The organism is Paraburkholderia sp. MM5384-R2, from assembly GCF_014201025.1.
GTDB classification, from domain to species: Bacteria; Pseudomonadota; Gammaproteobacteria; order Burkholderiales; family Burkholderiaceae; genus Paraburkholderia; species Paraburkholderia tuberum.
The window spans coordinates 12,182-26,479 of sequence record NZ_JACHDI010000005.1; the positions used below are offsets into that span (position 1 = coordinate 12,182).

At 64.4% G+C, this 14,298-nt stretch carries 7 protein-coding genes; all 7 read left to right on the forward strand.

Translation table 11 applies throughout. From position 1 onward, the window contains the following. The first annotated feature begins 119 nt into the window (after positions 1-119). The 7 genes from HDG37_RS10565 to HDG37_RS10595 all read left to right on the forward strand — a co-directional run bounded on the left by HDG37_RS10565 (position 120) and on the right by HDG37_RS10595 (position 14,224). Positions 120-524, forward strand: a complete 405-nt coding sequence (locus tag HDG37_RS10565) for a hypothetical protein (RefSeq protein WP_184046765.1) — start codon at positions 120-122, stop codon at positions 522-524. An 875-nt stretch (positions 525-1,399) separates the two neighbouring features. Continuing rightward, complete coding sequence (locus HDG37_RS10570) at positions 1,400-1,696, forward strand: hypothetical protein (protein ID WP_184046767.1); 297 nt, start codon at positions 1,400-1,402, stop codon at positions 1,694-1,696. A 234-nt stretch (positions 1,697-1,930) separates the two neighbouring features. After that, complete coding sequence (locus tag HDG37_RS10575) at positions 1,931-2,716, forward strand: SDR family oxidoreductase (RefSeq protein WP_184047370.1); 786 nt, start codon at positions 1,931-1,933, stop codon at positions 2,714-2,716. A 1-nt stretch (position 2,717) separates the two neighbouring features. Beyond that, complete coding sequence (locus HDG37_RS10580) at positions 2,718-4,250, forward strand: LTA synthase family protein (protein WP_184046769.1); 1,533 nt, start codon at positions 2,718-2,720, stop codon at positions 4,248-4,250. A gap of 2 nt (positions 4,251-4,252) precedes the next feature. Then, on the forward strand, positions 4,253-11,932 hold the full coding sequence (locus tag HDG37_RS10585; RefSeq protein ID WP_184047373.1) for a type I polyketide synthase: 7,680 nt from the start codon (positions 4,253-4,255) through the stop codon (positions 11,930-11,932). Beyond that, complete coding sequence (locus HDG37_RS10590; RefSeq protein WP_184047377.1) at positions 11,929-12,855, forward strand: UDP-3-O-acyl N-acetylglycosamine deacetylase; 927 nt, start codon at positions 11,929-11,931, stop codon at positions 12,853-12,855. Before HDG37_RS10585 ends, HDG37_RS10590 begins: the two co-directional genes overlap by 4 nt. Positions 12,856-12,892: 37 nt before the next feature. After that, complete coding sequence (locus HDG37_RS10595) at positions 12,893-14,224, forward strand: aminotransferase class I/II-fold pyridoxal phosphate-dependent enzyme (RefSeq protein ID WP_184046771.1); 1,332 nt, start codon at positions 12,893-12,895, stop codon at positions 14,222-14,224. Positions 14,225-14,298: the final 74 nt, after the last annotated feature.

Sequence of the window (14,298 nt, forward strand, 5' to 3'; positions counted from 1 at the left end):
CGCGACCTTGGCGCGGCATAACGTCCACGGGCTATCGGCGCGGGGGGGGGGCATGACGGCAGTTGGCACGCGATAGCATCGGAATACCGCATAACCCGGAAACTCAACGTGCAGTTAAGATGAAGCCAATTCAATTTGAAACATTGGCATGTTGGAACAAGGAGGATATTCCAATGACGTCTCTACTTGACTGGTTCGCGGCGGCAAGGTGGCGCATGTCCCTGTCTCACTGTCTGGAAGGGTTGCTGGTGCAGATACCGGTTGGGCTACTGTTCGACTTCCGAATTGGAGCCCTTGCCGTAATCGTCTGGTATTGGTCGCGCAAAAAACTCGAGTGTGAACTCGAAACCTTGGACAAGGAAGAATTGCTTGCTTTCGAGTCGCACGCTTATACCTGGGCGATTGGCTGGCTCCCATGGCACTGGGACGCCTACAAAGTACTAGATCTGTTGCTGCCGGCGCTGTCCGCGATGCTGATCGCCATGGCCACGCATGGTTACAGAGGACCTGTTTCGCTATTTTAGGTGCGGGTTCTATATGTATTGTTGAGAAAGAAATTCGTGCCGAAAGCGGGACGGCTTTGAGTTTGCATGTCGATTCGTGCGCACATGCAACTGTGGGCACCCAACGAAAGCCGCCACGCCGGCGTGTCTCGATCGCATTCCTGTAGCTCTTCTCTGCGTGAAGTGCATTTGATCGCGACCTCGTCTTGCCATGTCTTGACGCGCACGCGCAGAACGAAACCAACGACAACTGGGGCTAACGCTGTAGTTTAATTGTATTCGCGCCTGCGCCTCCAGGGGCCAACTCGCCGATGGAGTCCACGCGGGAAACTCAGTCGAGGTCAAGCGCGAACATCGGCACGGGCACCTCCCAGTTACTCCGGCGCCAATAAGCACTGGATGATCATCAAGATAACGCTCGTGGGATCGGATACGCAGATCGTCGCTCCACGAGTGGAAACCGGCCTCGAGGTAAGCCGAATCGATCGCGCTGGCGCAAACGATCGACGTCCTCTGCAAATAGTGCGAGAGAGGCGATCAACCACCGAGAGGGCGGCGAGCGTGGCGGACGCGCTGGTGTTGTCGTTCAACACGATAGCCGGTCGCGGTAGGTCGCGCAGTTGCGAATGCCAGCGTTACGGTGAGCGATGTGAGCTGCGACAAGGGTGCCGCTGGGCCAATCATGAAATGCGTTGCATCGCGAATGAATCGGATCGAAACAGGTGTTGCGCTTCAGATTTGAGGCCGCCAACCTATTTTAACAATTGTCCCAATTGAACTATTTTCGCTTCATTTGAGCACGACCAAACGTTTGCGGTACTGGCTTTTTTGCGGAAAGTCAGGTGCCATTTTGAAAAATAATATTTGCATTTTGCGAACTACTGCATTGATCTTCAGTGGAAAAGCCTGCCAATGGCTACCGGCAAAGCTGGACAGTTGAAGATGCAGATATTTGCGACGCAGGCAAGAAGAAATTTTTTACCGCTCACGCGAGGGCGGCGATGGATTGGGATCGTAACAAGTGGAAATTTTCCGTCTGTTGTGAAGACGCGACTCTTACAGAAATATTCGTCAACTGTAATGGTACGAAAGAATCTTCCTGCGCTAATATTCTGCCGGCGCTTACAAGCTTGCCATTTCGTCTCTTTCAGTACGTCTCTTCGCTCGGCACTATCCGTGTTGCGCTGGATTGAATGTTCCCGTGTCGTCGCTAGAGGACGGTGAAAGGATCGGCGCTGCAAGAGCGAACGTTCCGACTTCAAAGTTTTGATTGGCTCAAATCGACGTTAGCGGAGACAGTGGTTGTCCGGCCTTGCATGTTTTTCAATGAAGGTCTGCGCGTTTTAGTCCGTGCGACCACGGCAAAGAAGCAAATAAATCCATTCACAGACCGTGGCAAAACAATATTGCATGAGATCGGGGGGAGAGTGAGAACCAGTGTGCCGCGTGTAGTCGTTATCACTGGCGGTAGTGCCGGACTCGGGCGTGCGCTGGCCTTAAGCTATTGCGCGCCCGGTATCACGCTAGGGTTAATCGGAAGAAACGCTGAACGTCTCGAGGATGTTGCCGAGGCGTGTCGCGCGCGCGGCGCCGAGGTCGTGGTTGGCAGCGTGGACGTCCGTGATGCAGGGGCGCTTCAGGCGTGGATCTTCGATTTCGACTCGCGACATCCAATCGACTTGCTGATTGCCAATGCCGGCGTCGCCAGCACACTCCGCTCGTCTGACGACTGGGAAGGCGTTAGTCGGACTGCCGAAGTCGTCGATACCAATCTCTACGGTGCTTTGCACGCAGTGCTGCCTTCCATCGAGCGCATGCGGAATCGGCGGCGCGGCCAGATCGCGATTGTCAGTTCGCTCGCCGGATTGAGGGGGATGGCAATCTCGCCGGCCTATTGCGTGAGCAAGGCCGCGCTCGTCGCGTACTGCGATTCCGTGCGTCCGGTTCTCGCACGCGACCATATTGGAATTTCAGTCGTGATGCCCGGCTTCGTGCGAACTGGCATGAGCGACGTTTTTCCTGGCAACAAGCCCTTCATATGGAGCGCCGAAAAGGCCGCCTTGTTTATCAAGAAGCGCCTGACTCGCCGCCGCGTGGAAATCGCTTTCCCTTTCGGTTTGACTCTCGGCCTCAAGTTACTACGCCTGTTGCCAGCGGCTGTCGGTGACGCAATCCTGGGTCTCCTGTTTCAGATCCCTCGTCGGAATATGTGAAGTGCCGCACGGTATTACGATCGCGGCCGCCATGGTCGCATGCTCCTTCGCCGTTGAAGCGATCTCTGTCACAAGATCGTCGCTCCGTAGGCCGCCTGTCGCGCTGATGCTGCATCTGGCGGCGCTCGCTGCCGTGACGGCAGGTTGCGTCGCACTGACGGGACGGCCGTTATTTTCGATGGGCGTCGCGTTCGTGTTGATTGGCTTGCTCGCGGTCGTCGGCAACGCCAAATACGCGTCGCTGCGCGAACCGCTGGTCTTCAGCGACCTGAGCCTTTTTAGCCAGGTCTTCTCGCATCCTCGCCTGTATTTGCCGTTTCTTGGGTTCGGCAAGCTCATCATCGTGCTCGTCGGAATAGGGGCAGCGGCGGGGGCGTTCATTGCCGAACGTCCCGTGGCGCTGAGGCAAAGATGGGCTGAGGCCGTCGTCGCATTGATTTGTCTACCAGTGTGCATCGCGCTTTCTCGTCGCTTGCCGCTCACGCTGCAACCCTTTTCGGACCAGCGCCGATTCGGTTTTTTCTCGGCGTCCGTTGCCTATTTGATCAACGGATTGAGCAGTGCGCAACGGCGCGCGTTCACTCGCGCCGAAGGTAACAGCCCGTTTTCGGTCGGGCGCCCAGACGTTCATCCGGACGTCATCGTCATTCAAAGCGAGTCGTATTTCGACGCCCGCCGACTCGGCGAATGCGTGTCTGGCGAGCCCTATGCGCACTTCGATCGCGCAAAACGCGAGTCGTTCGAGCAAGGCGAATTGTCCGTGCCGGCCTGGGGCGCGAATACGATGCGCAGCGAATTCGCCATGCTCACCGGCCTGACGTCGGTCGAACTTGGATACGCGCGCTTTTATCCGTATATGTTCGTGCGCCGGGCGTGCGCGTCGCTGGCGGGTTATTTCCGGCGCGGAGGATATCGCACGGTGGCCCTGCATCCGTACCACGCGAACTTCTTTGGCCGTCGACGGGCATTCGCGCACATGCACTTCGACCGCTTTCTGGACATTGAGCATTTCGAATGTGCGTCTCGTGTGGGGCCATACGTTGGGGATCTTGCGGTAGCGGACAAGCTTATCGCCCTCCTGCAGGCCAGTGGTGACAAACCGCTGTTTGCGTTTGCGATCACGATGGAAAATCACGGCCCTTTGCATCTGGAGACGGTTTCCCCTGGGGAGTCCTCATCGCGGCACACGCTAGGAGACGACGCACGCTGGCGCGACCTGACCGCGTACCTTCGGCATGTGGAAAACGCGGACGCGATGATCGGCAGGTTGACCGACTATCTGCGCGGGCGTAATCGGCCGACGGTCCTGTGTTTTTATGGGGATCACGTTCCTGCTATGTCTTCCGTATTCGATGCGCTCGAAACGGAACCGACGCCCAGTGATTACTTTATTTGGCGCAATTTCGGAAGCGACATCGGCAAGCGCCGAGATGTTGGTGTCGAGACTCTCGGTTCCACGATACAGCGCGCGATGATGCCTGCCGATGGTGGCGACACCGACTCGCGAAACGAATTGCAGCAGATGCCGGCATGATGATGGAAAGAAAAATAGCAATTATCGGGATGGCATGTCGCTTTCCCGGCGGAGTGACCGGACCCGAAGACTTCTGGCAACTGCTGTGCGATGAGCGCGACGCAGTGACCGTCGTGCCACCCGATCGATTCGGCACGGAGTTCTACCAGCATCCGTCCAAGAAAGAGCCGGGGAAGAGCTACACGTTCTCGGCGGGTGTCCTCGACAACGTGGCCGGTTTCGATGCGGCTTTCTTCGGCGTTTCGCCGCGCGAGGCGACCCAGATGGATCCGCAGCAGCGTCTGCTGCTCGAACTCGCGTGGGAAGCGTTTGAGGACGCCGGCGTGCGTCCAGCGGAGATGCGCGGCCGGGACTGCGGCGTGTTCGTCGGCGCCGCAAGCATGGACTACGGCAACCGCAGCATGGACGACCTGAACTGGATCGATCCATACTCGGCCACGGGCAACACGCTCAGCATTGCGTCCAATCGCGTTTCCTATCTGTTCGATCTGCGCGGTCCGAGCATGTCGGTTGACACTGCCTGCTCGTCGTCGATCGTCGCGCTGCATCAGGCCGTGCAGGCATTGCAGTCGGGCGAAACCGAAATGGCGCTCGCGGGCGGCGTCAATCTGCTGCTTCATCCGTTTGGCTTCGTGAGCTTCTCGAAGGCGTCGATGCTGTCGCCGCGAGGCCGCTGCCGCGCATTCGATGCGACCGGCGACGGCTATGTGCGCGCCGAGGGCGGCGCCTTCGTGCTGCTCAAGCCGCTCGAGCGCGCGCTTGCGGACGGCGACACAATTCACGCGGTCATCGCCGGTTCGGGCGTGAATTCCAACGGCCATTCGCACGGCGGTATCAGTGTGCCGACGACGGCCATGCAGGCCGAACTGCTGCGCTCGGTCTACCGCCGCGCGGGCGTTGATCCGCGCTCGCTCGCCTATCTGGAAGCTCACGGCACTGGTACCGCAGTCGGCGACCCGATCGAGGCGCGCGCGCTAATAGAGGCAGTCGCGGGCGGCCGTCCGGCCGACGATCCGCTCCTGATCGGCTCGGTCAAGACCAACGTCGGGCACCTCGAAACCGCCTCGGGCATGGCCGGCCTCTTCAAGGCGATCCTATGCCTGAAGCACGGCGCGGTGCCGCGCTCGCTCCATTTCGAAACGCCCAATCCCGCCATCGATTTCGAGGGCGGACGCCTACGCGTCGTCGACCGCTTCACCCCACTCTCGCGGCGTGACGGTGCGCCGCTGACGATTGGCGTCAACTCGTTCGGCTTCGGCGGCACCAACGCGCACGTCGTGCTAGCGGAGGCGGTGAGGGTAGCCGCGCCCGTCGTGCCCGCCGCGCCTGTCATGGGCAGCACGCCGGCCGCGCGTGGAGCGTTGCCGCCGCTCGTTCTCACGGCGCGCTCGCAGGATGCGCTCGCCGCACTTGCCGCGCGCTATCTCGCGTGTTTGCAGAACGGCGCCGATTGGGCCGCGCTCGCGGCCGGCGCCGCGCGCCGCCGTGAATGGCTCGAACAGCGCGTGGTCATTGCGCCGCCCGACCTGAAAGCGGGTTGCGCCGCGCTCTTGATGCTCGCGGATTCGTCCGATCAGGCGCTCCCTGCTTACGTCGCTCGCGGCCAGGCCGTAGCGACGGCCGCCAAGGTGGCGTTCGTCTACGCGGGCAACGGCTGCCAGTGGGCCGGCATGGGCAAGCAGCTCTATGCGGAAGACGCAGTGTTCCGCATGGCGCTCGACGAAGTCGACGTGCTTTGGCGTGCCGACGGCAGCGACTCGCTCGTCGACGTGCTGCGCGCCGGCGCGAGCGCCGAATGGCTCGCCGCGACGGAGAACGCGCAGCCGCTACTCTTCGCGATCCAGGTTGGCATCACGCGCGCACTCGAAGCGCGCGGCATCTGTTTCGATGCGGCGGTCGGTCATAGCGTTGGTGAAATCGCGGCCGCGTGGGCATCGGGTGCGCTGACGCTTGCCCAGGCCGTGCGCGTGATCCGCGTTCGCAGCAGCGCGCAGGGCCTGACGCGCGGCACCGGCAAGATGGCTGCGGCGGGCATTGGCGAAGCCGAGGCACGGCAGTTGATCGCGCACCTCGGTCTCGCGGAGATGGTCGAACTGGCCGGCACCAACAGCCCCGAAGCCGTCACGCTAGCCGGATCGCCCGAAGAACTCGAAGCGATCGGCGCTTCGCTCGCCGCGAACGGCAGCTTCTTCCAGCTGCTCGATCTCGATTACGCGTTCCACAGCAGCCGCATGGACGCCATCGAGCCGGTCGTGCGCGCCGGTCTCGCCGATCTGGCTCCGCGCGAAGGCACGAAGCGCTACGTCTCGACTGTCACCGGCGACACGCTTGCCGGCACGTCGCTCGACGCAGGCTACTGGTGGCGCAACATCCGCGAGCCGGTGCGTTTTGGCGAAGCGCTCACGCGTCTCGCCGATACAGGCGTAAGCGTGTTCATCGAAATCGCCCCGCACTCGATTCTGCGCCACTACGTCAAGCAGACGCTCGCGAGCCTGAATCTCGCCGGTGAGGTCGTGCCCACACTCAAGCGCCATCACGACAGCGCGCAGATGCTCGCGCATTCGACGCTATCGGCGGTCGCGCACGGCGCGCGCGTCGATGTCGACCGCTTCGTGCCAGTGGCGTCTCAGGGCTCACATGTGGCGCTGCCGACTTACCCGTGGCAGCGCGAACGCCACTGGCAGACGGCCACCATCGAAGGCTACAACCTCGTGAATCGCCGCGTCGATCATCCGCTGCTCGGCTACCGTCTGCACGAGCATGCGTTTGCATGGGAAAACCAGCTCGATCCGCAGCGCGTGCCGATGCTCGCCGATCACGTCGTCGATGGTGGCGTTGCATTTCCGGGCGCGGGCTACGTGGAAATGGCGCTGGCCGCTGCGCGCGTGTTCTTCCGCACGTCGGACGTCGCGCTCGAGAACCTCGAGATCCGCATGCCGGTCGTGTTCCAGCCGCAGCACGCGAAGCTGTTGCGCTTCGTGATCGACGCGCGCACCGCGTCGTTTACGATCGAGACGCGCGAGCGCATGAGCGACGGGCCGTGGAATCTCAACGTGACGGGTCGCCTGCTCGAAAGCGGCAGCACGCTTGGCGCGCAGAGCACGGCCGATGAATCGGTGCTGGCGCGCCTCGAAGCTATCCCCGCGATGCCTGGCGGCGCCCTGTACGCAAGCACGACCGCTATCGGTCTGAGCTATGGTCCGGCGTTCCGCTGGGTGCACAAGGTGCAGGTGCAAGGCGACGACGCGCTCGCTGACTTTGAAGTGCCGCAGGTGCTTGCCGGCGCGCACGCGGTGGCCGGCTGGCTGCTGCATCCCGCGCTGATGGACAGCGGTTTTCATCCGCTCTTCGCCGTGCTGGGCCAGGCCGGCGCCGCGCCAGGCGAAGCGCGAGCGGCCTTCGTGCCGGTACAGATCGGCCGCGTCGACTTTCTGCGTGGCGACTCGGTACGGCGTGTGCTGGCGCGTGTGCAGCGGCGCAGTCCGCATTCGATCGTTGCGTCGTTCGAATTCCTCGACGCCGACAATGCAATCGTCGCGCGTCTTTCTGCGTGCCGTTTCCGCCGCGTCGACCTTACGGGCCGACGCCACGCCGCACCGGCGCGCTTTGCCTACGCGCTTGAAGCGCGTCCGCTGCCTGAGGGCTTCACGGCCGCCGCGCTGCCCACGCCGGCTGCGCTCGTCGAACGTGCGAGCGCACGTCTCGCTTCGCATGAGGACAGCGCGCAACGTACGCGTCACTTGACCGAAACGCTGCCGTTGCTCGACGTGCTCGCGGGCCTGTACGCGTTGAACGCGCTAGAAGCGATCGGCGCATTCGCGCAGCTCGTGCTGCCCACGCTCGCCAATACGCCACTGCTCGCGCGCCTTGCGCAGATCGTCGTGGAAGACGGACTCGCCCGCTTCGAGGGCGAGCGTCTCGTGCGCGACGACGCGGCCTGCGCGGCCTGCGCGGGGATGCCTTCGCACGATGCGCTGTGGCGCGATGTGCTGGCGGCTTCGCCCGCGCACGTCGCCGAACTGACACTGCTCGCGCACGTGGGCGCGGCGCTGCCACGCGTGCTGCGCGATGGAGCATCCGATGCCGATGCGCCCGCGTTGCTCTCGCCGACGGGGCGCAGCCTCGTCGAGCAGTTTTTCGACGCTTCGCCCACGTGGTCGCATGCCCGCGCGATGCTCGCCGCCTGCGCGAAAGAAGCGCTGGCAGCGTGGCCGGGCACTCGTCGCCTGCGCATGCTGGAAATCGGCGCGACGAGCGTCGAAGTGCTCCAGCCGCTCGACATCGGCGTGCCGGCTTCGCGGTGCGAACACGTGATTGCAGGCACGCACCAGCAGCTCGCCGCGCTCGACGCGGAAGCGCACGCGCACGTTCAGACGCTGCAGCTCGGAGAGAACGAACCGCTTTTCACGCATTACCGTGACGCCGCGCCGTTCGACCTGATCGTCGTCAATCGCATGATCGGCGAACAGGCCGATCCACTCTCCACGCTGCAAGCAATTGCCGAACGGCTCGCGCCGGGCGGGGTAGTCGTGCTCGCCGACGCGCGCCGCAGCCGTTTCGCCGACATCGTCTTCGGCGTGGCGGGCCACGAGGTCGCCGCACAGGCCTACGGCGCGCTCGCACAGGCCGCGGTTCGCACGCTTTGCGAACGCGCCGGTCTGCAGGATGTCGTGCGTCACTCAGAGCAGGGCCTCGATCTCGAAGGTGCGCCGACGCTGATGGTCGCGCGCAAGCCTGCGTCCGCTCAGCAGATGCAACCCAGTTCGACCGACGCGCAGCCGTGGCTGATCGTGCAGAGCGGCAACGACGCGTTCGGGTCTGCGCTCGCGGAAGAACTCGAGCGCTTTGGCTGCCAGGTTGAAGCGACGAGCGTGCGCGAAGCGGCCGCATGGCTCGAACGCAAGAACACGCAAGCGCAGATCGTGTTCGTGGCACCGCTCGTACAGCTCGACGACGCCAGCGGCGCCGACATCATGCGCGCGCAGCAGGACGGCGTGCTCGCGCTCGCCATGCTCGCACGCGAACTCGACGCAGCCGGCATGGCTGCGCTGGCGCGCCTGTCCGTGGTGACACGCGGAGGCGCGCCGTTCAGTCAAGGCTCGGGCACAGCGGCGCAGCCTGAGCAGGCGAGCCTATGGGGCCTCGGCCGCGTGATGGCGAACGAATACCCGACGCTTGCGCTGCGCCTTATCGACGTGGCGGGCGCGGATGGCAAGGCCGTATCGCAGTTGGCGCACGCGCTCGCGCACGATGACGGCGAGGAAGAGATGCTGCTCACGGCGCAGGGCCGCTACGTGCCACGCATGCTGCCGGCGCAAACAGCGGAACGGCAGACTCCCCGCGACGAATCCACGGCTGAGCAGGTGGCCGACCCCGTGCCCGCAGTGCTGGCGTTCGACATGCCCGGCTCGCTACGCAACCTCGAATGGTTCGCGTTGCCCGAGCGCGAACTGAGTCCAGGCGAAGTCGAGATCGCGCCGATGGCGACCGGTCTGAACTTCCGCGACGTCATGTATTCGATGGGCCTGCTCTCCGACGAGGCGGTCGAAACCGGTTTCGCGGGCGCGACGATCGGCATGGAACTCTCGGGGCGCATCGTGCGCGTCGGCGCGGGCGTCCAAGGCTGGGTGCCCGGCGACGCGGTGCTCGGCTTCGCGCCGGCTTCGTTCGCCACGCGCGTGTTCACACGCGCGAGCGCGATCGCGCGCAAGCCCGAAACGATTTCCTTCGAAGCAGCCGCTACGATTCCCACGACCTTCTTCACCGCGTACTACGCACTGTGCGAGCTCGCAAGGCTTCGCCGCGGTGAGCGCGTGCTCGTTCACGGTGGTGCGGGTGGTGTCGGCATTGCCGCGATCCAGATCGCCCGCCATCTCGGCGCGGAAGTGTTCGCCACCGCTGGCGCCGACGAGAAACGCGAGTTCGTGCGCCTGCTCGGCGCCGATCGTGTGTTCGACTCGCGCAGCCTCGCGTTCGCCGACGAGGTGCGCGCGTGCACGAACGGCGAGGGCGTCGACATCGTGCTCAACTCGCTCGCGGGCGAGGCGATGGTGCGCGGCATCGACACGCTGCGTCCGTTTGGCCGCTTCCTTGAACTGGGCAAGCGCGACTTCTACGAGAACAGCCAGATCGGCCTGCGGCCGTTCCGCAACAACATCAGCTATTTTGGCATCGACGCCGATCAGCTCATGGGCGTGCTGCCCGCACTCACCACGCGCCTCTTCGAGGAAGTGATGGCGCTCTTCATGAACGGCGTGCTGCATCCGTTGCCGTATCGTGCCTTCCCGGCCGCGCGCGCGGAGGAGGCGTTCCGCTACATGCAGCAGGCGCGCCAGATCGGCAAGGTGCTCGTCACCTATCCGTCGGGTACGCCGGCGCCCACGCGGGGCGTCGCGCAGCCCGTGCTGCGCCTCGACCCGCGGGCGGCGTATCTGATCGTCGGCGGAACGGGGGGTCTCGGTTACGCAAGCGCGCGCTGGATGATCGCGCGCGGCGCGCGTCACGTGACGCTCGCGAGCCGCGGCGGCGCACTCGACCCGGCGAAGCAGCAGGAACTCGAACGCTGGCGTGCCGAGCATGGCGCGACCGTGACAGTGGTGTCGTGCGACGTGACCGATGCGGCGGCGCTCGATGGTCTGATCGAGCGCATCGAGGCGCGCGGAACGCCGCTCAAGGGCGTGCTGCACTCCGCGATGCGCATCGACGACGGCCTGCTGCGCAACATCGACGACGCGCGCATGCTCGCCGTGCTCGAACCCAAAGTTGCGGGTGCATGGAATCTGCACCGCGCGACGCAGCGCTGCGCGCTCGACTTCTTCGTGCTGTATTCCTCGGCCACGACTTATCTCGGCAATCCGGGCCAGGGCGCGTATGTGGCGGCCAATAGCTTCCTTGAAGCGCTTGTCGCCCATCGCCGCGCGGCCGGGCTGGCCGCCACCTTCATGGCGTGGGGGCCGATCGAGGATGTCGGCTTCCTCGCGCGCAACAGCACGACGCGTGAAGCGCTGCAGGCGCGCATCGGCGGTGCGTCGATCACCTCTGACGAGGCGATGACGGCGCTCGAGCGCGCGCTCGCAACCGGGGCGGTCGGCGAGGCTGTGGTGCGTCTGGACTGGGCGGCGATCGCGCGCGGGATGCCCGCCGCGCAGGCGCGTCGCTACATGGCATTGCAAGGCGGCGGCGCTAGCGAGACAACGAGCGAAGACGGCGCACTGCTCGAACAGCTGCGCGCTCTCCCGAAGGCCGAAGCGGTCGCGGCGGTCGAGACCGCGTTGCGCGGCCACATCGCGCGCATCCTGCACATGTCGCCGGAGCGCGTCGCGCTCGACCGCTCGGTGCTCGATCTCGGCATGGACTCCCTGATGGGGATGGAACTCGGCATGGCGGTCGAGGAGTCGTTCGGCGTGAAGCTGTCGATCATGGCGATCGCCGAAGGCGCGACGGTGCAGACGCTCGCCGTGCGCGTCGTCGACATGCTCGACGACGAGAGCGGCGAAAACGAGCCCGGCACGCAGGGGGCCGCGAATGGCGCGAACGAGGAATTCGCGGCGCTGGCCGCGCGCCACGCGCTCGACGAGAACGAGGCGCGCGCGCTGCTCGAACGTAATCGAAACGCGGGCAACAACGATCAGGATCAACAGGGAGACGAGTCATGTCAGTCAACGCCGGCATTTGCGGAGTGAAGCTGCCTGCGGGCTGGCGGCCGAGCGAAGGCACGCTGGCGCGGCCGCTCGAACTGTCGGGGCACGGCTTGCACACCGGGCGGCGCGTGAACGTGCGCATTTTGCCCGTCGAAACCTCGGCGACGGCGGGCGGACGACACGGCATCGTGTTTCGGCGCCTGCACAAGGGGCAAGCGCTCGGCACGGTGGCCGCCGATCCGTCGTTGCGCCGGGGGCAGCCGCTCTGCACGATGTTGCGCGCGAAGGATGGCCTCGGCGTGCGCACGGTCGAGCACCTGCTCGCGTCGTTGCTCGCGTGCGAGATCGATCACGCGATCGTCGAACTCGACGCTGAAGAAGTGCCGATTCTCGACGGCAGCGCGCAGCCATGGATCGATGCGATCCTTGCGTGCGGGCGCGCCGCGCTGCCGCAGCCGAAGCGCTTCTTGCGCGTGCTCGAGACTGTCAGCGTCGCCGACGGTGAGGGCGCCGCGCGCCGTGAAATGCGCGTCGAGCCCGCCGACGACTATGCGCTCAGCGTGCACAACAACGACCTCAAGGGGTTCGGCGACATGGAATGGCACGGCCGGCTTACGCCGCGCGCCTTTGCTGATGAGATCGCTTCGTCGCGCTCGTATGGGCAGATCAAGTGGGCGGTGCCCGCGATCGTCGTGGGCTATCTGCGCGGCTGGCCCATTCTGCGCGGCGCACGGATGTCATGCACGGCGGCGATTGTCGGCAAGCGTGTCGTCGGCGGACTGCGTCAGCCCGACGAGTTTGTTCGGCATCGCGTGCTTGATCTGGTCGGCGATCTCGCGCTCGCCGGTGCACCGTTGCTGGGCCACGTGAGCGCGCGGCGGCCAACGCATGAAATGAACTATCGGCTGCTCGCGGCGCTGTTGGGCACACCGGGCGCATACGAGTGGGTCGAGGCGCACGCATAACGCAGGCACGCCACATAAAAAGGTTAGATCGGATTACATGGGACTCGGGGAAACACTACGCCAGCAATTGGCGGCCAAAGCGCTGAAGCGGCAACTGGAGCGCGCGACCGATGCGGTTGCGGCGCCTAGGGTGCCTGATGGTCTGGCGGCGCAGGCCGCGCAGACGCTGTCAGCGCGCAGCCGCTTCGAAGCGATGCCGCAATTCCAGCAGGTCAAGCTGATGCGCGAGATGGGCGAGACGCTGGGCGTCGACTCGCCGTTTTTTCGCGTACATGACGGTATTGCGGGCGCGACGACACAAATCGGCGGTCGCGAGTACGTGAACTTCGCGAACTACAGCTATCTCGGGTTCGCGGGCGACCCCGTCGTGGCGTCGCGTGCGAAGGCCGCCATCGACCGGTATGGCACGTCGGCGTCAGCGAGCCGCATTGTCGCGGGCGAACGGCCCGTGCATCGCGAACTCGAGCGCGCGATTGCAGCGTTTTATGAAACCGACGATTGCGTCGCGTTCGTTAGCGGACATGCGACGAACGTGACCGTGATCGGCGCGCTGTTCGGACCCGGCGATCTGATCGTGCACGATGCTCTCGCGCACAACAGTATCGTGCAGGGCGCGCAACTGAGCGGTGCGAAGCGTCTGAGCTTCGCGCACAACGATTGGCAGGCGCTCGACGAGCAGCTCACGCGCGTGCGCCGCGAGTATCGTCATGTGCTGATCGCGATCGAAGGGCTGTACAGCATGGACGGCGACTTTCCCGATCTGCAGCGCTTTTGTGAGGTGAAGGAGCGGCACGGTGCGTTTCTGCTGGTCGATGAAGCGCATTCGCTCGGGGTGCTTGGCGCGACGGGACGGGGCATTCGCGAGCAGTGCGGCGTGGCCCCCGATCGCGTCGATCTGTGGATGGGCACGATGAGCAAGACGCTGGCGGGCTGCGGCGGTTTTATCGCCGGTTGCCAGCCGCTCGCCGACATGCTGCGTCATCTGGCGCCGGGATTTTTATATAGCGTGGGCCTTGCGCCGGCGCTTGCCGAAGCGTCGCTTGCGGCGCTCGAAAGTTTGATCGCGCAACCCGAACGGGTCGCGCAATTGCGGGAGCGGGGGCATCAGTTTCTTGCCGAAGCGCGTGCGGCTGCACTCAATGTCGGCACGAGCGCGGGCTACGCGGTCGTGCCGGTGATCACGGGCAGCTCGTTGAAGGCCGCGCAGTGGGCGAATGCTTTGTTCGAGGAAGGCATTAACGTGCAGCCGATTTTTTATCCGGCCGTCGAGGAAAAAGCGGCACGGTTGCGCTTTTTTATCTGTTCGACGCATGAGGCGGAGCAGATTAGTCGGACGGTGAGGGCGGTGGCGCGGTTGGCGGGGCGGTAACGGTTGTCGTTACTTCGCTGACGCTTTTTTCGTCGGCGCTGCGTGAAAGCAGTCAAGGTCGCGGATGGACTGGC